This is a genomic window from Ignavibacteriales bacterium (assembly GCA_026390815.1).
Classification (GTDB): Bacteria; Bacteroidota; Ignavibacteria; order Ignavibacteriales; family SURF-24; genus JAPLFH01.
Map to the genome: position 1 here is coordinate 46392 of JAPLFH010000034.1, position 21735 is coordinate 68126.

At 35.7% G+C, this 21735-nt stretch carries 19 protein-coding genes; 4 read left to right on the plus strand and 15 right to left on the minus strand.

Annotated features, from left to right (window positions below):
• Positions 1-206: 206 nt before the first annotated feature.
• Entirely contained in the window at positions 207-4400 is a 4194-nt protein-coding gene (locus tag NTX22_11425) for an alpha-amylase family glycosyl hydrolase (protein ID MCX6151127.1), read from the plus strand.
• A 190-nt stretch (positions 4401-4590) separates the two neighbouring features.
• A complete protein-coding gene (locus NTX22_11430) occupies positions 4591-5856 on the plus strand; it encodes a citrate synthase (protein MCX6151128.1) in 1266 nt (421 codons plus the stop codon).
• A gap of 136 nt (positions 5857-5992) precedes the next feature.
• On the opposite strand, the gene NTX22_11435 is transcribed toward NTX22_11430, so the two are convergent.
• The 11 genes from NTX22_11435 to NTX22_11485 form a co-directional block, all read right to left on the minus strand.
• Positions 5993-6310, minus strand: coding sequence for an acetyl-CoA carboxylase biotin carboxyl carrier protein subunit (locus NTX22_11435; GenBank protein MCX6151129.1), 318 nt, complete (start codon positions 6308-6310; stop codon positions 5993-5995).
• A 2-nt stretch (positions 6311-6312) separates the two neighbouring features.
• The gene (locus NTX22_11440) at positions 6313-7857 is read right to left on the minus strand and encodes an acyl-CoA carboxylase subunit beta (protein ID MCX6151130.1); all 1545 of its coding nucleotides are present in this window, start codon (positions 7855-7857) and stop codon (positions 6313-6315) included.
• 227 nt (positions 7858-8084) lie between these two features.
• Entirely contained in the window at positions 8085-8885 is an 801-nt protein-coding gene (arsM, locus tag NTX22_11445; GenBank protein ID MCX6151131.1) for an arsenite methyltransferase, read from the minus strand.
• 116 nt (positions 8886-9001) lie between these two features.
• A complete protein-coding gene (locus NTX22_11450) occupies positions 9002-9697 on the minus strand; it encodes a cytochrome C biogenesis protein (GenBank protein MCX6151132.1) in 696 nt (231 codons plus the stop codon).
• A gap of 138 nt (positions 9698-9835) precedes the next feature.
• Complete coding sequence (locus NTX22_11455; protein MCX6151133.1) at positions 9836-10246, minus strand: four helix bundle protein; 411 nt, start codon at positions 10244-10246, stop codon at positions 9836-9838.
• 100 nt (positions 10247-10346) lie between these two features.
• Positions 10347-10739: a thioredoxin family protein gene (locus NTX22_11460; GenBank protein ID MCX6151134.1), complete on the minus strand. Its 393-nt coding sequence runs from the start codon at positions 10737-10739 to the stop codon at positions 10347-10349.
• A 1-nt stretch (position 10740) separates the two neighbouring features.
• Positions 10741-10977 (minus strand): thioredoxin family protein, encoded by a 237-nt coding sequence (locus NTX22_11465; GenBank protein MCX6151135.1) that lies wholly within the window; start codon positions 10975-10977, stop codon positions 10741-10743.
• Between the two features lie 125 nt (positions 10978-11102).
• A complete protein-coding gene (locus NTX22_11470; GenBank protein MCX6151136.1) occupies positions 11103-12146 on the minus strand; it encodes a permease in 1044 nt (347 codons plus the stop codon).
• A 12-nt stretch (positions 12147-12158) separates the two neighbouring features.
• The gene (arsB, locus tag NTX22_11475; GenBank protein ID MCX6151137.1) at positions 12159-13241 is read right to left on the minus strand and encodes an ACR3 family arsenite efflux transporter; all 1083 of its coding nucleotides are present in this window, start codon (positions 13239-13241) and stop codon (positions 12159-12161) included.
• A 1-nt stretch (position 13242) separates the two neighbouring features.
• Complete coding sequence (locus tag NTX22_11480) at positions 13243-13683, minus strand: arsenate reductase ArsC (protein MCX6151138.1); 441 nt, start codon at positions 13681-13683, stop codon at positions 13243-13245.
• Positions 13684-13731: 48 nt separating this feature from the next.
• A complete protein-coding gene (locus NTX22_11485) occupies positions 13732-14079 on the minus strand; it encodes a metalloregulator ArsR/SmtB family transcription factor (GenBank protein ID MCX6151139.1) in 348 nt (115 codons plus the stop codon).
• Between the two features lie 259 nt (positions 14080-14338).
• On the opposite strand from NTX22_11485, the gene NTX22_11490 reads away from it, so the two are divergent.
• Entirely contained in the window at positions 14339-14899 is a 561-nt protein-coding gene (locus tag NTX22_11490) for a DUF1697 domain-containing protein (protein ID MCX6151140.1), read from the plus strand.
• Between the two features lie 4 nt (positions 14900-14903).
• Positions 14904-15329, plus strand: a complete 426-nt coding sequence (locus NTX22_11495; GenBank protein MCX6151141.1) for an SRPBCC family protein — start codon at positions 14904-14906, stop codon at positions 15327-15329.
• Between the two features lie 48 nt (positions 15330-15377).
• Here the strand turns inward: NTX22_11495 and NTX22_11500 are convergent, their stop codons facing one another.
• The 4 genes from NTX22_11500 to ispG all read right to left on the minus strand — a co-directional run bounded on the left by NTX22_11500 (position 15378) and on the right by ispG (position 21615).
• The gene (locus tag NTX22_11500) at positions 15378-17471 is read right to left on the minus strand and encodes a heavy metal translocating P-type ATPase (protein ID MCX6151142.1); all 2094 of its coding nucleotides are present in this window, start codon (positions 17469-17471) and stop codon (positions 15378-15380) included.
• A 162-nt stretch (positions 17472-17633) separates the two neighbouring features.
• A complete protein-coding gene (locus NTX22_11505) occupies positions 17634-18365 on the minus strand; it encodes a C4-type zinc ribbon domain-containing protein (protein MCX6151143.1) in 732 nt (243 codons plus the stop codon).
• A 14-nt stretch (positions 18366-18379) separates the two neighbouring features.
• The gene (locus NTX22_11510) at positions 18380-19492 is read right to left on the minus strand and encodes a Nif3-like dinuclear metal center hexameric protein (protein ID MCX6151144.1); all 1113 of its coding nucleotides are present in this window, start codon (positions 19490-19492) and stop codon (positions 18380-18382) included.
• Between the two features lie 188 nt (positions 19493-19680).
• Positions 19681-21615, minus strand: coding sequence for a (E)-4-hydroxy-3-methylbut-2-enyl-diphosphate synthase (ispG, locus tag NTX22_11515; protein MCX6151145.1), 1935 nt, complete (start codon positions 21613-21615; stop codon positions 19681-19683).
• Positions 21616-21735: the final 120 nt, after the last annotated feature.

Here is a 21735-nt window from a genome sequence, read left to right on the forward strand (position 1 = left end):
TTGAATGCAAAAATAGAATTATGAATTCAAAGTTCAAAACTAAAAAGTGATTTTGAAAATTATCCTTGGTATTTTATTTCTAAGAATTTTACAACGATTTATTTTACAAACAAAAATTTCTATATTAAGCAACGACTGAATAAGTTTTTTATGATCTTTCCCCTGAAAGATTAAAATAATTTTTCCGAAAAAATTGGAGAGAAGCAATGCTATCAAAAATTTACAAATCGCTATTTATTATTATAGCTTTAACAATTACCACTACGATTATTGCACAGGTTACTCCTGGTGATCCAACCGCGATTCCGGTAGAGTTCAGATTCACGTGGGATTTAAATCCTACAGATTCCGGTATTGGAATTAACGGCAGCATGAATGGATGGATAAACGGTATTTATAAAATGAAAGAGGTTGAACCTAAATTATGGAAAGTTAAACTTGAACTTCAGCCAGGATCCTACACTTATAAAATTGTAAAATATATTGATACGGTCGGGCAAAGTGGGGTTACCGGCTACTTTACTGATCCGCTTAATTCAAATTTCGGAGGACCTTTTAATGATTCTTTTATGGATGTTACCGACCCAATGATTTATTACTTGCTTCCAAAGAATGGTTCGGTTACTTCAAACACAAAACCTGTTTTTATGGCAAACTTTGCAGTAGCAAATCAAAGCCTGCTTGATATAGATAAAATTGAATTTACACTTGATGGAGCCATAATTCCTAATGCCAAGGATTATTATGACGTGGTGAGTAAGATTTTCACATATAATCCTTCGGAAGATTTAGCAACCGGATCGCATACTGCCATCATAAAAATTTTTAATACAGTTGGTAGCGTGGCAGAAGAGACAACTACTTTTTCAATTGCAAGCGGTATAAGCACTGCTCCTTATACTTTCATCTTCGATTCCCAAAGCCCAAATTTCAACTTCCAGAGCACGGTAAAAACAGTTGGCGTTAAAGGAACCTTTAATTTTGAAGGTCTGGACGAAATGAAAGACAGTAATGGAGTTTATTCTGTTACCAGAGAATTAAATGTTGGACAGGAAGAACAATATACTTATATCGTAAATGGTGGCTCATACATTAATGATCCTGATAATCCCAATCTTTCTTCCCGCCACAGAACGATGGTGGTAAAAAAATTAAATGCACGTTCTGAATACAAATATTTTACTCCACCTTCAGGAATTAGCTACACCTCTCCTTTGCCAGGTCTTGATTTGAAAGCTTTTCTTACTCCGAGTGATTCTAATTATGCAATCAATCCAGCCGGCATTTTTCTTAAATACGATGGATCTTTAGCCAGACCAACAAAAACAAAAATCGGGAATGACTACGAAGTAAAAATAAAAATAAATAATCCTGCTGAAGGAAGGCATGTAGTTGAATGGAATGGTAAGGATGATCATGGGAACAACTCATGGACTTCAACTTACACATTCGGTGTTTATCCCGCCAATTCCGGTTTTCATTATGTTGATGGAGAAAACGATGATAAAGGAACCGGAGCATACGTCTACCCTTATGGGGTTGCAGCAAACTCCGCTGATATTCGTGAACTGAATATTAAAGCAAACACTAGTCTTGATTCTCTAATCTTCACAATTAAGATGGAGCAGATTAATAAGAATACAAGAATAGGATTTGGAATAGTAAACAATCTAAATGGAAAATTTGTAGAAGCACCGGCAGATGTTGAATTGAAAATTCCTGAATGGAATGGCAGAGGAATCTTTGCAATTTTAGCGGCTCCTGGTACAGATTATTTTGATCCTGAAAATGAAAATATTATTTATACTTCCCGCGAACCGATGGTAAAAGGATTAACAATTGCACCTGATGTAATTGGTGTTGCAAATAATGAATTCCGTTTTACAGTGCCGCTTAATTTATTGGAAACGGTACTTGGTACTTTCAAGGATAAATGGTACTTCGGCGCATATTCTTATTTGAAAGATCAGAATGGAACAATTGAAATTACAGAAGCCAATGGTGGTTCTGCTGCTGAAGAAGATCCGGATGTTTATGATGTTACTTTTTTTGCAGACACAAAATTCCAGGAAAGATTGTTAAGCAACTTCAGTTCTGCCAATCAGATTGGCGGACCACGGATTGCTGTTATTGGAAGCGACCAGCGCGGTTATGGTGCTGTAACTCCAGCCGATATTGATCCCAATTTGGGTGCTGCACCGGAAGTAAAAATCTATGCAAACGGCGGTGATTTGCTCTATCAACCAGTTAGAGTAAAGGGATTTGCCGATGTTCTTTTCGGTACAACTGTTACTTTGGATGTAAATGGAATGGCATTCAACGCTGTAACGAATGATAAGAAAGAATTTGATATTGATGTTCCTTTGGTGGAAGGCGAAAATAAAATTATTGCATCCGTTCCGTTTGGTAATAATAAAACTAGCAGCAGTGTTCCGGTAATTTATAACTATTTAATCAATCATAAACCGGTTGCAAAAATTTACAAAAACATTTCCGCCAGTTCAGTGGAATTAAATGCCGATAGTTCCTACGATCCTGATGGTTCAAATTTGGTTTATTCCTGGTATCAGGATAAAGACAATCCTGCACAAGTAAATTTGTCAAACACAACAAGTTCAACAACATCTTTTTCGTTTCCGCAGAAGCAAGGCGAGTATTATTTTACACTAAAAGCAAAGGATATTGCAAATGATACCGGCTGGGCAAGAGCAGTTGTTGTAGTTAAACAAGGATCAGCCATACAACCAGACTTAACAAAATGGCATCCAGCGTGGGCAGACAGCGCAATTTTTTATTGTGTCTTTGTAAGAACTTTTGATGCTTCCGGAACATTCAATGGAATTACAGCCCGGATGCAGGAACTTAAAAATCTTGGTGTAACCGGAATATGGCTCCTGCCAATTCATCCCTCAACCGGAAACATGGGACCCGATAATCCAGGTTATGCAATTACAGATTATATGAACATTCTTTCAGATTATGGTACCAAGCAGGATTTTAAAAATTTTGTAAATACTGCACATCAATATGGAATAAGGGTGATATTGGATCACGTAATTCAGCATACTTCCGATCTTCATCCGTTTATGAAAGATGCAAATAAATACAAAGACGCATCTCCTTACTATCCTTTTTATTATTGGGATGCAAATAAAAATTTCCAATATCTTTTCACTTGGGTAGATTTGCCTTCTATTAATTACAGCCAGGAAACTACAAGAGATTACCTTGTAAGAATGGCTAAGTACTGGGTGCAGGATTTTAATATAGATGGTTATCGTTGTGATGTTGCCTGGGCAATCGATTCACTTAGAACTGAAGGACCAGCCTACTGGCAAAGATGGAGAAGTGAAATTAAAAATCTGAAACCGGATGTTTTCCTTTTGGCAGAAGGCGATGCCTGGCAGACAAAATTATTTAACAAGAAATTTGATGCGGCGTATGACTGGAAATGGTTTGGTGCAATGAAAGGTGTAATTTCAACAACACAAAGCATAGATAACCTGGACAAATGGATTACTTCGTATGAAGGTCCGGGGTTCCCTAAACAAGCGCTTACATTTAAATTTATGGAAAACCAGGACGAGCAGCGGTTTATTGAAGCCTACGGAATTGCAAATACCAAAGTTGCCGCGGCTCATTTATTAACAGCGCCAGGTGTTCCAATGCTTTATGCGGGACAGGAAGTTGGCGAAGTAACAAACAGAGGCAACATTAATTGGAATGATCCCAATAACCTGCTGCCCTATTACAAAAAATTAATTGAAATAAGAAAAAATAATCCTGCGCTTGCGTATGGCGATTTCCAGAGGATTTCCAATACATCAACAGATAAAGTTTATTCATATCTCCGTAGATTTGGATCAAACAACGTTATTGTAAACTGCAACTTCAGTTCATCAACGGTTAACATGGCTTTTACCGTTCCGTTAGATAAAATCAGCTTCGATTCAACTTCAACTTTTTATCTTGTTGATCCTTTGAATGGAGTATCGCCAAAAGTAAAAGGAACAGACCTGAAAAGTTACTGGGTAACAATTCCACCCTCAGGAGTGCAGATTTACATTTTATCCAACGAGCCTTTGACGGAAGTTGATGACCAGAGTAAAGCTAAACCGCTTTCATTTGACTTAGCACAGAATTATCCTAATCCGTTCAACCCTTCTACTACGATAAAATATTCTTTGCCGTTTGCAAGCAAAATAAAAATCTCCGTTTATAATGTTGTTGGACAAAAAGTAGATGAGTTGATTAATAGAGAACAAAATGCCGGTTACTATGATGTTGTCTGGAATGCCGCAAACTATGCATCTGGAATATATATTTACAATATTGAAGCAACTGCGTTAAATGGAAAAGGAAATTATCGCGTGGCGAAAAAGATGGTATTGGTAAAGTGATTTTATTTTCTTATTAGAAGTGACATATCTCGGTGATATGTCATTTCTGTTTTATTTCAACTTGACATTCCGATTTTAAAAATTCATATTGGGACAAAAATTCGAACCATTTCGGATTTTTAATAGAAGGCATTAAGAATGAATCATTCTTAATTATTTTTTAATCATATCCTAAAAAAATGGAGCATTTATGAATACAGCTAAATTAATCCTTGAAGGAAAGGAGTATGAGCTTCCGGTTATAGTTGGTACCGAGGGAGAAGTTGCCATAGACATTTCTACCCTGCGAGCTAAATCAGTAGCAATAACAATGGATTCAGGTTATGGTAATACCGGTTCCTGTGAAAGTGCTATAACTTTTATTGATGGCGAAAAAGGAATTTTGCATTACCGCGGTTATCCAATAGAAGTTTTGGCGCGGCAAAGCAACTTTGTAGAAGTTAGTTATTTACTTATATACGGTCACCTTCCAACTAAGCAGGAAATGGATGATTTTAAATATGAATTAACTCATCACAGCCTTTTGCCGGAAGATATGAAAAAGTTTTACGAAGGTGTTCCTCATAACGCGCATCCGATGGGAGTGCTTTCTTCAATGGTTACTTCGCTAACCGGTTATTATTCAGCAAAAGATGATGATGATTTAAATGTAATCCGCCTTCTTGCAAAACTTAAAACTTTGGCTGCATTTACTTATAAAAATTTAATCGGGCAACCATATATTTATCCAAGAAATGAATTAGGTTACGCCGCTGATTTTCTTCATATGATGTTTGCGGTTCCATCAGAACCATATGAAATACCACAAGAACTTGAAAAGGCTTTGGACCTTCTTTTAATCCTGCATGCTGATCATGAACAAAACTGCAGTACTTCAACAGTTAGAATGGTTGGAAGCAGTGAAGCAAATCTGTTCGCTTCAATTTCGGCAGGCATAAGCGCTTTGTGGGGGAAACTACACGGTGGTGCAAACCAGGCTGTTCTTGAAATGCTGGAGATGATTAAGGCTGATGGTGGTAATTACAAAAAATTTGTTGATATGGCAAAGGATAAAAATTCCAACTTTAAGTTAATGGGCTTTGGGCACCGTGTTTATAAAAACTTCGATCCTCGCGCTACAATTCTTAAAGAAGCCGCCGATAAAGTTCTAAATCAACTTGGTAAAAATGATCCTTTGTTAGACATTGCAAAAAATCTGGAGAGAGTTGCGCTTGAAGATAATTATTTTGTTGAAAGAAAACTTTATCCAAATGTTGATTTCTACAGCGGAATAATTTATCGTGCGATGGGAATTCCTACCGATATGTTCACAGTAATGTTTGCCCTTGGAAGATTACCCGGATGGATTGCTCAATGGAAAGAAATGAGAAGTGATTCACATGCTCGGATTTATAGACCGCGCCAGATTTATGTTGGAGCCGTAAATCAAACATATGTTCCATTGGATAAAAGATAATTTTTATTATGACCCCACGATAACTCGTGGGGTTAACTTAAAAGCGAATCTTCTGAAAAAATAAATTAGTTGGCGATTGGAAAAATCGTGGTTTCAAAAATGGATTAAAGATTTCTAATTTCCGATTTTGAAAATGTTATTCAAACTCAACAAGCAATTCACCTTTGGCTACCATACTGCCAGGTTTTACATGAATTGTTTTAATAATAAAATCTTGTGGAGAGATAATTGTGTTCTTCATCTTCATTGCTTCAAATACAAGAAGTTTATCTCCACGCTTAACACTTTGCCCTTTCTTAACACACAATTCCAAAATATTACCGGGTAATATTGCATTAAGCTTCTTTGGATCAGCAGGAATGTATGGTTTTCTGCGAATAAACTTTGGAGTTAATTTAGCTTCGTAAGAAGTATCATCAATTATAACTTTGTAAAAATCGTTTATATTATCCATAATTAAAAAGGTGGAATTCCGTGCTTCTTGTTGGGTCGTAACTCAACTTTATTTGCCGATAATCTAAATGCATGTAAAAGTGTTGATCTTGTTTCTTCCGGATTAATCACTGCATCTATATGCCCCGCGGCGGCGGCAACATAAGGATTTGCAAATTTCTCGCTATACTCCTGCACTTTCTTTTTTCTCATTGCATCAGGATCTTCTGCTGTAGCAATTTCATTTTTGAAAATTATATTAGCGGCGCCTTCTGGTCCCATTACAGCAATTTCTGCTGTGGGCCAGGCATAAACAAAATCAGCACCCAGATGGCGCGAGCACATTGCTATGTATCCGCCACCGTAAGCCTTACGTAAAATAATTGTTATTTTGGGAACAGACGCTTCACTATAAGCATACAAAACTTTAGCGCCATGACGAATAACTCCGGCATGCTCCTGATCGATACCAGGAAGGTATCCGGGTAAATCTACAAGAGTTAATAAAGGAATATTAAACGCATCGCAGAACCGGATAAATCTTGCGGCTTTATCGGATGAATCAACATCAAGAACTCCCGCCAAAACCATTGGCTGATTGCCAACAATACCTACGGTATGACCATCCATCCTTGCAAAACCAATAACAATATTTGCTGCCCACATTTCCTGGATTTCAAGGAAATCGGAATCATCACAAATGGCTTTAATAACATCGCGAATGTCGTAAGGTTTGCTCGCTTCAGTTGGAATTATTTTATCAATTCTAAATTGAGGTTTGGGAAGTTTGGATGGAAATACTTCCGCTTTCTTTCTGTTGTTCCAGGGAATGAATGTGATTAGCTTCTTTATCTGTTCAAAACATTCATACTCGCTTAAAGCAAAGAAATGTGCGTTGCCGGAAATTTCCGTTTGCACTCTTGCCCCGCCAAGATCTTCCATCGATATTTCTTCACCAAGAACAGTTTTAATTACTTCCGGACCAGTGATAAACATTTTGGAAATTTTATCTACTACAAAAACAAAATCAGTTAATGCTGGCGAATAAACTGCTCCGCCGGCACATGGACCAAGTATTACAGAGATTTGCGGAATTACTCCCGAAGCTAATGTATTGCGGTAAAAAATGTCTCCATATCCTGCCAAAGAATTTACACCTTCCTGAATTCGGGCACCACCAGAATCATTTATTCCGATTAGAGGAACACCCATCTTAATTGCGTGATCCATAATCTTTGTAATTTTTTTTGCATGCATCAATCCAAGTGATCCGCCTGCGACTGTAAAATCCTGTGCAAAAATACAAATTGGATGACCGAATATGGTTCCCGAACCAGTAATTACTCCATCTGCGGGAAGAATCTTTTTATCCATATCAAAATCTTTTGCCTGATGTTCTACAAAAAGATCGGTTTCCTGGAACGAGCCTGGATCGAGAAGAATTTTAATTCTTTCCCTTGCCGGAAGTTTTCCCATTGCCATCTGTTTTTGGATAGCCTTGGCGCCACCACCCGCAGAAATTGTATCCTTCCGTTTAAATAAATCTATGATTTTACTTGCTAAAGACACTTTAGTTGCCTCAAAAATATTATTTCTAAATTCTATCTGATTGTAATCCCTTTTACATCAAACATGGGGAAGAAAGATAACAAAATTCTATGATATAAGGTAATAGAGCGAAGAGTGAAGAACGGAGAGTGAAGAACGGAGAGTGAAGAAAACGATGAACAACTATGAAAATTGGAAATTTTATTCGTCTTTAATTCATCACTCTACGTTCTTCGTTCTAAACTAATTTACTTTCCCGCAACAACTGTAATGCTTAAAATTCCAGAGCCGGAATTTTTATATTCATCAAGCTCGGTTTGTGAAAGATAGTTTAGCAATAATTTGTCCGGTAATGTAATCCGCTTTTCGGTTTTTATTTCGGTATTTTTAAAACCGGCTTTGCTAATTGCATTAAGATAATCTTCCATCTTTAATGCGCCCGCAACACAGCCGGCGTACATTGCAGCAGACTCAAGAATTTTTCCGGGCAGTTCACCTTTAATTACCAAATCGGATACACAGAAATGTGCACCGGTTTTAAGCACACGGTAAATCTCGGCAAATGCTTTTTCCTTATTTGGAACAAGATTTAAAACGCAGTTACTAATTACTACATCCGCAAAATTATTTTCTAATGGAAGGCTTTCAATCTCACCTAATTTGAATTCGACATTATTGAATCCAAGTTTAGCTTTGTTTTTTTCAGCCTTGATCACCATTTCCGGAGTCATATCTATTCCAATTACTTTTCCGGTTTTACCAACAAATGAGTGGGCAACAAAAACATCATTACCGGCACCGGAGCCAAGATCAACAACAGTATCGCCTTCTTTTATTCCAGCGTGTTCAGTTGGAAGCCCACAGCCCAAACCTAAATCAGCATCTGCAACATAACCCTGAAGGTTTGAATATTCATCTTCAAGTATTGTGTAATCGTCTTTAGAACTGCTGCTGCAACCACATCCGCAACCGGATTTAATCTCACTACGGATTGCAATTTCCGCATATTTGTCTTTTACGATTTCTTTTATTTCTTTTTCTGAGTTCATTTTTTGTCTCCTGTAAATTATTTATTAGATCGATTTGTTAATTGCTAAATTGTTGCATTGTTAAATTGTTCTTCCACTAAAAAACAATTTAGCAATTGAACAATTTTACATTTCATTTATGTGTTATAGATTAAATAAATTCCTCCAAGAATAACAAGCACGCCGCAAATTCTTTTAATCCACAAAATTGTTTTTGAATCTTCGGACCAGTTTAAGTATTTCTGCACCTTGCCGGTTAATGTACCAGCGCCAACAATAACAGAACAATGTCCAATTCCAAATGCCAAAAGAAAAGTTACAGCCAGAAGATAATTTGTTTGAGCTGTCTGAAACACAACGCCAAGCACTGGCGCCATATATGCGAATGTACAAGGACCTAAGGCTAAACCGAAAAGTAATCCAAGAATCAATGCAGCAAATAATCCTTTTGCTTTTGTCTGCCTTAAACCGGTATTCCAGTTAAATTTAATTATATCTAAAAGATAAAGACCGACTAAAAAGAAAATTCCCGCTACAAGATAATTACCAACGTTCCCAATGTCGCCCATTAACCTTCCAAACGAAGCAGTGATTAATCCGATCAATGCAATTGTAATTAAAATACCAACTGAAAACACAAGCGAAATGTTAAATGTTCTTCCGATAGATATTTTTCCTTGTGAACTTATAAAACCAACAACAAGCGGGATGCTGGATAAATGACAAGGAGAAAGAAGAATAGATAAAATTCCCCAGGCAAAAGATGCCAGTAAGGCAATCCACACAGCGCCGGACATTGCTTCATAAAGTGATAAAAAAATAGTGTCAATCATTGTTGCTTTCCAGTAATTGTGAAAGTGAGCACGAAAGGGGCAAGGGACGAGTGAATGGGAAATGGGAACAGGATAATAGAATTAAGAACCAGGCAAAGGATGTAAAAAGTGAAAAATCAATATGACGCTTGTATGGTTTCATGTTCGTTTTTTCTCCAACGTTTCTATTGATTTTGTTGTCATTGCAATTAATGCATCAAGAGTATTGCATCTTTCAATTATAATATCCGGTGTTAATAAAAATTTAGATCTTTTATACCAGCCCTTTGATTCCCGAGCGGAGCCTCGTGCAATTCTAAGAAAATGCGGATACTCTTTTCCAAATCCTCTACCGTATCCTTCTTCAATATTTGCCGAGATTGAGCCGCAGGATCGTATAAGTTGTTTCGCAATCTCCTTACCACGGAAATCTTTTTGTAATATTTCGGTATCATTCCAACACAACTCCCATAGTTCAAGAGAAGTTTTGTAGAACCGAAGATCCTCCAAACCATCATTCATATAAAAATCCTCCTTAAAAAGTGATAATATGTTGTTTCCTATTAGCATCCATTTCACCTTCCCTTGTCCCTTTCACTTTCCCTCGTCCGTTTCACTTTCCCTTGTCCCTTTCACTTTCCCTCGCCCCCTTCACTTTCCCTCGTCCCTTTCACTTTTTCACCATCACTCCTTTTCCAAGCAAAAGTTTATCAATTTCTTTTTCCGGATAAAATCCTTCGTGCCGGTGGAATTCTTTGCCGTTTTCATCCAGGAAAACTTGGGTGGGAATTAGCTTGATGCCATACTTTTCTGCGTATGGTCCTTGTTCCTTTGTCCACACATCATAAAAAATCACTTTAACTTGATTACCGTATTTCTTTTCAACTGATTTCATAATCGGCTGCATCATCTTACACGGTATACAATTCACCGAACCAAGCTCAATAAATGTAACTATTGGTTTTACATTTTTATTGACTGATTTTTTTCCCTTTAAACTTTGCGCTTCGCACGCAATTGCAAAAGTGAGCAACAACCAAATTGATAATAATATTTTATTCATTTTAGTTTTCCTTTAGCCATTTAATTATCTGATCGTCCTTTGGAATGATGCCTGTACTTTTAACAACCTCATTTATTACCAAAGCGGGAGTCATCATAATTTTGTAGTTAATCATTTCCTTAAAGTCAGTTACCTTCTGAAATGTTGCTTCAATATTATTTTCCAAAGCAAGCTGTTTAACTTTTTCTTCGAGCTTGTTGCATTTGGCGCATCCGCTGCCAAGAATTTTAATAATCATTTCCTTTCCTTTTTGTTTTAAAGATGAAATCGAAAATCTATTTTATTTGATAAGTAATTAACTGAATTCTGATTTTTAGAAATGCCCTCCAAATAATATATGAACAGCTACTTCTTACTTTCATTTCAAAAAACCATATTGAATAAATAACCAACTATAATTATTCCCACAGCTACAACTCCAACAAAAACAAATATCAATTGCAGCTTAAGAACTTTTTTTAGAATTATAGTTTCTGGAAGCGATAAACCAATTACACTCATCATAAATGCAAGCACAGTTCCAAGCGATGCACCTTTTTCCAGCAATGCCTGAACAATAGGAATTATTCCAGCAGCATTGGAATACATTGGGACACCAATAATAACAGCCACCGGGACAGACCACCATGCTGATTTACCCATCAGCGAAGCCATAAAGTTTTCCGGCACGTAACCATGAATTCCTGCGCCGACAGCAATTCCGATTACGATATAAATCCAAACTTTACTAACAATTTCTTTTACAGCATCAACACCAGAAGATATTCTTTGTGAAAAAGAAATTTTTTCTTCCTCCAATTCAAGATGCCCGGCTTTAACTTCATATACCCAAGGTTCAACATATTTTTCTAATTTTAATCTGCCGATTATATAACCGGAGAACATCGCTATTAGTAATCCGGTTGACATATACAAGAGAGCTGTTTTCCATCCGAATAATCCAAAAAGAAGAACGAGCGCAACTTCGTTTATCATCGGTGCAGCAATCAGAAAAGAAAAAGTAACACCAAGCGGTACACCGGATTCCACAAAGCCAAGAAACAATGGGATAGCCGAACAAGAGCAGAAAGGAGTTACAACTCCAAGCAAACTTGCCAGAATGTTTCCCACAAAAAGTTTTTTACCGCCAAGAATTTTTCTAGTTCGTTCCGGTGAAAAGTAGCTTCTGATTATTCCAACTACAAAAACAATCAGGATAAGAAGCAACAGAACTTTAGGCACTTCGAAAATGAAAAAGCGGATTGCTTCTGTAAGGCGAGTATTTTTTGTAAGATTGATAATATCATAAACTAAAAATTTTGTTATGATCTCAAGATTAAGGTAAAGAAGAAGCCATAGTGGTAATAATAAAAGAGGAATCAGGAATTTGGATTTTTCTTCGTTCAATTTGTTTGATATAAAATTCATTTTATTCACCAATTATGGACAGAGATCGGGAGCTTTAACCGCTCCATCTTCTACATTTTTGAAATATTTTTTCTGGAACCACAAAGAAACATTTACAAGGCTGATTAACACCGGCACTTCTACAAGCGGACCTATAACTGCTGCAAACGCTTCACCACTATTGATTCCAAATACCGCAATTGCAACTGCGATGGCTAATTCAAAATTGTTGCTCGCCGCTGTAAAAGATAGAGTTGCTGTTTTAGAATAACCTGCACCGATCTTTCTTCCCATATAGAACGAGACAAAGAACATTATTACAAAATAGATAACGAGCGGGATTGCAATCCGCACAACATCAAGCGGAATTTTTACTATGTACTCACCTTTTAGCGAAAACATAACTAAGATTGTGAATAGAAGTGCAACAAGAGTTATTGGAGAAATTTTGGGAATGAATTTTTGTTCATACCATTGTCTGCTTTTTAGTTTAAGAAATGTAAAGCGAGTTATAATTCCAGCAAGAAAGGGAATACCGAGATAAATAAAAACGCTTTCTGCTATTTGTCCGATGGTTATATCAACTTTAAAAGATTGTAAACCCAGCCAATTTGGAAGTACAGTTAAGAATACGTAAGCATAAATTGAAAAGAAAAGTACTTGAAAAATTGAGTTGAACGCAACCAAACCAGCAGCATATTCTGTATCTCCTTTTGCAAGTTCGTTCCAGACAATTACCATTGCAATGCAGCGTGCAAGACCAATCAGAATTAAACCAGCCATATACTCGGGATAATTTTGCAGAAAGATTATGGCAAGAACAAACATAAGTATTGGTCCGATGATCCAGTTCTGAACCAACGAAAGAGTAAGAATTTTCACATTGCGGAAAACGTCACCGAGTTCTTCATACTTAACCTTTGCAAGCGGGGGATACATCATAAGAATTAATCCGATTGCAATTGGAATGTTTGTGGTTCCGCTCTGGAATGAATTCCAAAAGTTTACAATCCCCGGAAAGAGAAAACCGGAAAAAACTCCAACGAACATTGCCAGAAAAATCCACAAGGTTAAGTAGCGGTCCAAGAACGAAAGTTTTTTAGAAAGTTGTTGCATATTATTTTTTGTCGAGTTTATGTTTTAATTCATCCATATTAAACTGATAAAATCTTTCTTTTATTTCATCTCTAATTTTTCTAAATACTGCAATTATTTCCTCTTCAGTTCCAACTGCATCCGCAGGATCTTCAAATCCAATGTGTAATTGTTTACCAACCTTGCCGATAAATACCGGACAAGATTCTTTGGCGTTATCACAAACTGTAATTACATAATCAAATGGTTCATTTATAAACTGATCAACCTTCTTGGGAAAATTTTTCCCTAGATCAATCCCCAATTCCTTCATCACTTGAATTGCTTTAGCACTAACTTGTTTTGCAGGATTAGTTCCTGCAGAATAAACTTCCAATTGTGGATCAAAAGATTTTAAGAATCCTTCTGCCATTTGGCTGCGACAGGAATTGCCGGTGCACAAAATTAGAATTCTTTCTTTCATTGTTTCTCTTTCATTTCGTTATATTACGAATCATTCAGTAAAAATCTTTTATTTACAGCATAATTTATTTCTATCAACAGTGGAGCAAGTATTTAAATCATTTTTAAGTACTTCATCTCCCTCTAACCAAAACGGAAGCATTGATAAAATATTTGCAACGGCTGAATCACCTGGTCTGGGATTTACTTTATAGTTTACCCATTTTCCGTCCTTTTCTTCCAATATGAATCCGGAATCCTTAAGAACACTAAGATGATTTGAAACAGTAGAAGTTGCCAGTTTTAAAACTGCAGTAATTTCGCAGACACATAAAGTTTTTCCCTGAAGCATCTTAAGGATACGCAACCGGTTTGGATCTGATAGGGCTTTAAATATTTTTGTTTTTTCTTGTAGCATAATCTCATTTCGTTAACCATCGAAATATAAAGAAGGTTTTATTAATCACCAAATTAATATTTTAAAAACTTTTCTTTAAGAACCGAAGGAAGAGAGACAAAAACTTTAGGTTTAGAATTGATTTGATTTTATAAGCTATCATAAATATTATTTTTTTGTTAGATTATAAATAAATGCTTTGTTATTGCACGGATAATTTTGTTGACAGTAATTTAGTTGAATAACTTTAGTGGAAATTATAATAAACTAACACAACTATATGCAAACTTATATTTCAATTTTAAGAGGAATAAATGTAAGCGGACAAAAAATGATAAAAATGGATGCGTTGCGTAAAATATATGAGAACATAAATTTTAAAAACATCCAGACATATATCCAAAGTGGGAATGTAATTTTCCAATACAAGAAAGCTGTGAACTTTGAATTAGAGACGAAAATAACAGATAAAATATTTGAAGAGTTTGGTTTTGAAGTTCCTGTGATGGTAAAAGAATTATATGAGCTGTTATTTATATTAATGAACAATCCTTTTGTGAATAAGAGGAATGAAGATATAACTAAACTTCATGTAACTTTTTTATCCCAAGAACCTGAGCAAGTAAATATTGACAAACTGAAAGACGGAAATTATGGAAGTGACGAATATATTATAATTGGGAAAACGGTCTATTTATTCTGCCCGAATGGTTATGGAAAAACCAAATTGACAAATACTTTTTTTGAAAACAAATTAAAGACAGTTGCTACAACCAGAAACTGGAAAACAATAAATGAATTAGTAAACATTGCACAGAAAGTTACAAATCAAAGGGACTAATTATATGAGACACGATTTAATAGTATCAAAATCAATTGACATAAATGCCGAACCCTCAAGAGTTTGGAATGCACTAACAAATCCAGAAATAATTAAAGAATATTTGTTTGGAACTGAAACAATTACTGACTGGAAAATCGGGAATGAAATAATATTTCAGGGAGAATATGAAGGGAAAAAATATCGCGACAAAGGCATTATCCTTGAAAACGTTTTGAATCAACAAGTAAGCTACAGCTACTGGAGTGGTTTTTCTGGTTTGGAAGACAAACCCGAAAATTATTCAATCATAGTTTACAGTATTACCAATAAGGGTAATAACCACACAATATTTACCTGGACGCAAAAAGGCTTTGCAACTGAACAAGGGCGCCAACATTCCGAAACTGGAATGGATGCATTACTTGAAAAAATAAAAGAAATAGTGTAAAGATGAACGACATCCGTTAGATGGTAATTCCAAAATATTTTTGAGAATTTATTTTAAGACACGAAGTGAATTAAGGATTGCAATTATAGCTACACCCATATCAGCAAAGACGGCTTCCCACATTGTGGCAATACCAAAAGAGCCCAGGAGAATAAAAAATGCTTTTACTCCAAGCGCAAAGTAAATATTCTGCCAAACTATTTTTCTTGTTTTCTTTGCAATATAAATTACCTTGGCAACTTTAGATGGTTTGTCAGTCATTAGCACAACATCCGCTGTTTCAATCGCAAGATCGGAACCCAATGCTCCCATTGCAATGCCAACATCAGCACGGGCAATTACCGGTGCATCGTTAATTCCATCACCTACAAATGCAGTTTTACTTTTTGAAGATGCCTTTTTCATTAATCCTTCCAGCACTGAGACTTTTTCCTCTGGAAGAAGTTCGGCATAGTAACCATCCAACTTCAATTCACTGGAAATACTTTGAGCAACAAAATGATTATCTCCAGTGAGCATATAAATTTTTTCAACTCCAGCATTCCGTAAATAACCCATAGCATAAATTGAGTCTTCTTTCAATTCATCAGATATTATTATATAGCCGGCATAACCGCCATCAATTGCAACATGTATTACTGATTTGTTAAGATTGCAGTCCGCGTGCTCAATATTTTCCCGGTGAAGCATTAAATCGTTACCGGCAATAATATTTTTATTTCCTATAATTGCTTTAATTCCAATACCGGCAATCTCTTCATAATTTTTTAATTGCAAGTTCGAAAGATCCTTGCCATATGCTTCTCTAATCGATTGAGCCAACGGATGATTTGACTGTGATTCAATTTGTGCAGCAACCTGCAATAATTCTTCTTTGGCAAATCCGTTTTTAGGAATAATTTCAGTTACTTTAAATACTCCTTTAGTAAGCGTTCCTGTTTTATCAAACACAACTGTTTTAACTTCTGCAAGCGCATCTAAAAAGTTGGATCCTTTAATCAAGATTCCATTTCTGGAGGCTGCACCAATTCCACCAAAATATCCAAGTGGAATGCTTATCACCAAAGCACAAGGGCAGGAAATAACCAATAGAACAAGCGCACGGTAAATCCAAATTGAAAATGATTGTGCAAAAAGAATTGGTGGTAAAAGAGCAACAAGCAGCGCTATGGTTACAACAACGGGTGTATAATACCGTGAGAATTTAGTTATAAATTTTTCTGTCTCTGCCTTTTTATTTGTGGCGGTTTCTACAAGCTCTAAAATCTTTTTTACTGATGAATCCTCGAAAAGTTTTGTAACACGAAGATTGATTAATCCAGTTTTATTAATCATTCCAGCAAGAATACTATCACCGGTTTTTACAAACCTTGGCATTGGTTCGCCTGTAAGCGGTGAAGTATCAATTTGTGATTCTCCGTCAATCACTTTGCCATCCAACGGAACTTTTTCGCCCGGTTTAATAAGAATTATTTCCCCAATCTTAACTTCTTCCGGTGCTACTCTCTTAACTTCTCCATTTAGTTTTAAGTTTGCATAATTTGGTTTGATTTCTATTAAGGATTTTATTGATCGTCTGGATTTATCAAGCGAAAGTTTTTGAAGAAATTCACCAATTTGGTAAAAGATCATTACACCAGCGGCTTCTTCAAGTTGCCCAATCGTTACAGCACCAAGAGTAGCCAAAGACATTAGAAAGTGTTCGTCAAAAAATTTACCATGGATGATTTTCTTATAAGCGCTTAATAAAACTTTCCATCCGGACAGCAGGTATGCAATAATAAAAATGAAATGTCCCCAAATTTGCAGTTGATTCTCCGGTAAATAGTTCCTGAATGCCAACCCGAAAACATATATGATCAAAACGATTGAAAGATTAACGATGCCTTTTGGGAGTTTGTGGTTGTTGTTGTTAGTGTTTTCGTTTTGAAGAGGTTGATCTGGAATAAGATGAAGTTCTAAAGTAGGTTCAATTTCTTTAATTGCTTTTTCAACTTTAACAAAGTTGTCTGCATCTATGAATAAGGTGGACTGAGCATAATATATTTTTACATACCTTACCTCTTTTAATCCGGCAAGTTTTTCTTCAACATCAATTGCGCATTTTGCACAACTAAGATTTTCCAATTTATATTTTTGCATCTAACTACAAAACTTTTTAGTTGTAATTTAGGAATAGTTCTTAAAGATGCAAACATAGAATGTAGAGGAGGAATTTATAGAAAAAACTTAAATCCTGTTGCAAACCTAATTACCAGAATACAGTCTTTAATTATTCAATTTATTTCTAAAGTAAAGAAAATCCTATTTATGATTTTCTGTTTCTTCAGCAATTTCTGCTGATACAAGAATTCTTCCACAATATTCGCAATTATACATCCTTCTGCTCTGGCGAATTTCCAATTGTCTTTGCGGAGGAACAACGTTATGGCAACCAGAACATGCTGTCCGCTTAATAGAGGAAACGGCTTTTCCACCTTTAGCCTTGCGGATTCGCATATAAGCACTGTAATCAGGTTTCTTAACTTTTGCCTCAAATTCACTTCGTTTCAGTTTTAATTTTGCTTCTTCTTTCTCATTAGCTTTTACTATTTCCTTCAGTTCAGATTCTTTTACTTTCAGTTCGCTCTTAAGAATTTCCAATTGTGGTGCTATCTCTTGAATATCATTTTTAAGTTTCTGTATCAAATCTTCAAAGGCAACATTTTCAGTTTCTAATTTTTTAATTTGATCTTCAGAATGATCAATCTCTTTAGTAAGGGCATCATATTCCTTATTGTTCCGTACCTGGTAAAGCTGCGACTTGAATTTTTTCTGATTGGTCTTTAATCTTTCAATTTCTTCTTCATTGCTCATTCTTTTTTCAATCGAACTTTTTTTCTCAACTTCTTTACCCTGTGTTTGCTCTCTCAATTCCTTTATTCGGTTCTGTAATTCTGTAACAGCGTTGGGTAAATCACCACGAAGTTCTTCCAATACATCAAGTTGGTCATCAATCAATTGTAATTCGTAAAGAGTTTTTAATCTGCTTTGCAATTTATTCTCCTTTCTTAATTTTTATAAAAATGAACCGGGTTAGTGGTTCTTTTGAAAATAACCGTTTTGATTCTCGGTTTTTCCGTTTGTAAAAATCTATCAAGTTTATCTTTTATTTTATATAGAATAAAAATTTCGGTTTCATAATGTCCGGCATCTATCAATAAAATTTTATCTTCAGCATCATGGAATGTGTGGTATTTTACATCCGCAGCTATAAAAGCATCCGCCTCTTTGGAAATTGCAGCAGATAATAAATCAGAGCCGCTGCCACCGCATACGGCAACCGTTTTAATCTTATCCCCATTTCCTTTACAAAAACGAAAGTTGCCGCCTATTTTTTCTTCAACATATTTTAAAAATGATTTGTATTCCATCTCGTTTTCAAGTTCGCCAATCGCACCCATTCCATAATTTAAATTTTCGTTTGCCAGGGGATAAACATCATAAGCAGGTTCTTCATAAGGATGGTTCTTTAACAATGCCGTAATCACATTTCTCAAATTCCATTGATCAAGAATCATTTCAAGTCTAACTTCATCAACTTCTTCAAACTTCATTGCAGAACCTATAACTGGTTGAGAATTTTCAGATCCTTCAAATGTTCCTTTCCCTTCCAACCGATAGCTGCATTTATTATATTCTCCAATTTTGCCAGCACCTGCTTCAAACAAAGCATTAGATAATTTTAGTAAATTTTCTTTGGGAACAAACGTTACCAACTTGAATTGATTACTATCAAGGTTCTTTAGAAATTTAATTTTGGTTAAGCTTAGCGCTTTTGCAAGTTGGTAGCTTACTCCATCTTTAGTAAAATCAAGATTTGTATGTGCCGAGTAAAGTGTGATGTTATTTTTTATTAGTTCTTGAATGAGTTTTGAGGTTTTATCCTGTGTGAAATTGAGTGATTTGATTGGCTGGAAAATTAGCGGATGATGAGTGATTATAAAGTTGCATCTTTTCTTAATTGCCTCCTTAAGCGCACTCTCCGTCAATTCTAAACAGAGCAAGATGCCTTGCACCTCTTCTTCTGCAGAACCTACCTGCAGTCCAACATTATCTTTCTGCCACGCAATTGCTTTTGGTGACCAGTTCTCCAAATATGTAATTATCCCGTTTCCTTTCATATCAAAAAAAAAATGCACTTCTTAAATTGGAAGTGCATTTTTATATTTTTTACCTTAAATCCGCAGGGTTTTTTCTAAACAGAAATTTCGATATTAATTTTACACAATTCATATTTTTACTATTGAAAATATAGCGGATTGACACGAATTATTCAAATTATTTAACAGGGAATTATTTTGTGCTATTATTAGCTCCTTATTGGGTCAATCCAATTGTTATCTTCTTTAATAAGCTGAATTAATTCATCAACAGCCGATTCGGAATTAACACTGCGTTTTATGACATTTTTGCTTCTGTAAAGTGTAATTTTACCCACACCGGAACCAACATATCCATAATCAGCATCTGCCATTTCACCAGGTCCGTTAACAATACAGCCCATTATTGCAATCTTTACTCCTTTAAGATGTTCTGTTCTGCTTCGAATCTTTGCTGTTACTTCCTGAAGATCAAAAAGAGTTCTTCCGCACGAAGGACAGGCTATATATTCTGTTTTGGAAATTCTTAACCGAACTGCTTGAAGTATACCGAATAAAATTCTATTGATTTGATTCTGATTAACTGTGCTGTTTGCTAACCAAACGCCATCACCCAATCCATCAATCAGTAATGCTCCCAGATCGGTAGAGCTGTAAAGCATCAGCTTTTCAATATCTTCATTCAAATAATTTCTTTTGATGATAACAGGATTGTTTATTTTTTTTGCTATCAGCTCAATAAAAAATCTTCTCTGCTCTGTCATTCCATGGAGATTCACAGTTTCCAGCACAAGTGCAACGGTTTTTTCATTCTTAAATTTATCAAGATCATTAAGATGATTAATATTGACTAAAACAAAATTTACGAACGGAGATTTTACTTTTGCTTCAAAATATTCTTCGAAGGAAAAAAGTGGAAGTCCGTTGGATTTATCTTCAAAATTTTTCCAATGTGCGTAATCATAAATTCCTTTCAAACTGGATGGAAGATTAAAGGGAACATTTTTACCTCCAAGATAAATGTAATCCGCTGCCATATCATTCATATTCCATTTATCAGTTTCCGGTTGGTAAAAGTAACCCACTGGTTCAAGATCATTATAATTGCTGAAACCATCCATGCTGAAATCTGAAAAGACTACAGGAAAATTATTCCCACCCAAATTAGAAACTTCAAATGTTTTTCTTTTATTATAATTGAAAGGATCAAGCGGATTTATATTAATATCTGGAATAAGATTATGCTCACCACGTCTTTCATATCTTTTTGTAAGCGAAATAGCAACCGGCACCTCATACTCCGGTTCCTCCGTTAATGAAACACGAATTGTGTCTCCAAGTCCATCTTCTAAAAGTGTTCCGATTCCAACTGCAGATTTTATTCTTCCATCTTCACCATCACCAGCTTCCGTTACACCAAGATGAAGCGGGTAATTCATTCCTTCACTTTCCATTTTATTAACAAGAAGCCTGTATGCCTGAACCATAACCTTAGGATTGCTTGCCTTCATTGAAAGAACGATGTTATGATAATTTATTTCATCACAGATTCGAACAAACTCTAAAGCCGATTCCACCATTCCCAGTGGGGTATCGCCATAGCGGCTCATAATTCTATCCGAAAGTGAACCATGGTTGGTTCCAATCCGCATTGCTGTACCATATTCTTTACAGATTTTTACCAGCGGCGTAAATCGTTCGCGGATTCTTTCCAGTTCCAAATCATATTCATGATCCGTGTAATCAATTTGCTGGAATTTTTTCCTATCGGCATAGTTACCGGGATTAACTCTAACTTTTTCAACAATCCTTGCCGCTAATTCTGCAGCGTTTGGTGTAAAATGAATATCAGCGATAAGCGGAACTGTATAACCTCTTTTATTTAATTCCTTTTTTATCTCAGCAAGATTTTGTGCTTCGTACATGCTGGGTGCTGTAATTCTAACATACTCGCACCCGGCATTAATCATTCTTATTGATTGCTCCACGGTAGCCATCGTATCCATTGTATCAGTTGTGGTCATCGATTGGATACGGATTGGATTATTTCCACCGAGCGGAACAGAGCCAATAAATACTTCTTTGGTTTTGTATCGTTGGTATTTTGTTACGTTTTGGCAATAATTTTTAATTGTTTCAATCATAAACTACATAACAACTTGTTATTAGATAAAGTTTAGAAAACAGACTAAGTTAATTCCAACTTCAGTTTTCTGCTTTCATATTCCTTAATTCTGACTTCTGTTTTCTGTATTCTATTTTCG

Coding starts and splice junctions, on each gene's coding strand:
- NTX22_11495 (MCX6151141.1), top strand. CDS start 14,904: ATGAGACACGATTTAATAGTATCAAAATCAATTGACATAAATGCCGAA.
- NTX22_11490 (MCX6151140.1), top strand. CDS start 14,339: ATGCAAACTTATATTTCAATTTTAAGAGGAATAAATGTAAGCGGACAA.
- arsB (MCX6151137.1), bottom strand. CDS start 13,241: ATGCAACAACTTTCTAAAAAACTTTCGTTCTTGGACCGCTACTTAACC.
- NTX22_11510 (MCX6151144.1), bottom strand. CDS start 19,492: ATGAAAGGAAACGGGATAATTACATATTTGGAGAACTGGTCACCAAAA.
- NTX22_11455 (MCX6151133.1), bottom strand. CDS start 10,246: ATGCTAATAGGAAACAACATATTATCACTTTTTAAGGAGGATTTTTAT.
- NTX22_11460 (MCX6151134.1), bottom strand. CDS start 10,739: ATGAATAAAATATTATTATCAATTTGGTTGTTGCTCACTTTTGCAATT.
- NTX22_11425 (MCX6151127.1), top strand. CDS start 207: ATGCTATCAAAAATTTACAAATCGCTATTTATTATTATAGCTTTAACA.
- NTX22_11485 (MCX6151139.1), bottom strand. CDS start 14,079: ATGCTACAAGAAAAAACAAAAATATTTAAAGCCCTATCAGATCCAAAC.
- arsM (MCX6151131.1), bottom strand. CDS start 8,885: ATGAACTCAGAAAAAGAAATAAAAGAAATCGTAAAAGACAAATATGCG.
- NTX22_11430 (MCX6151128.1), top strand. CDS start 4,591: ATGAATACAGCTAAATTAATCCTTGAAGGAAAGGAGTATGAGCTTCCG.
- NTX22_11480 (MCX6151138.1), bottom strand. CDS start 13,683: ATGAAAGAAAGAATTCTAATTTTGTGCACCGGCAATTCCTGTCGCAGC.
- NTX22_11470 (MCX6151136.1), bottom strand. CDS start 12,146: ATGAATTTTATATCAAACAAATTGAACGAAGAAAAATCCAAATTCCTG.
- NTX22_11450 (MCX6151132.1), bottom strand. CDS start 9,697: ATGATTGACACTATTTTTTTATCACTTTATGAAGCAATGTCCGGCGCT.
- NTX22_11465 (MCX6151135.1), bottom strand. CDS start 10,977: ATGATTATTAAAATTCTTGGCAGCGGATGCGCCAAATGCAACAAGCTC.
- NTX22_11500 (MCX6151142.1), bottom strand. CDS start 17,471: ATGCAAAAATATAAATTGGAAAATCTTAGTTGTGCAAAATGCGCAATT.
- ispG (MCX6151145.1), bottom strand. CDS start 21,615: ATGATTGAAACAATTAAAAATTATTGCCAAAACGTAACAAAATACCAA.
- NTX22_11435 (MCX6151129.1), bottom strand. CDS start 6,310: ATGGATAATATAAACGATTTTTACAAAGTTATAATTGATGATACTTCT.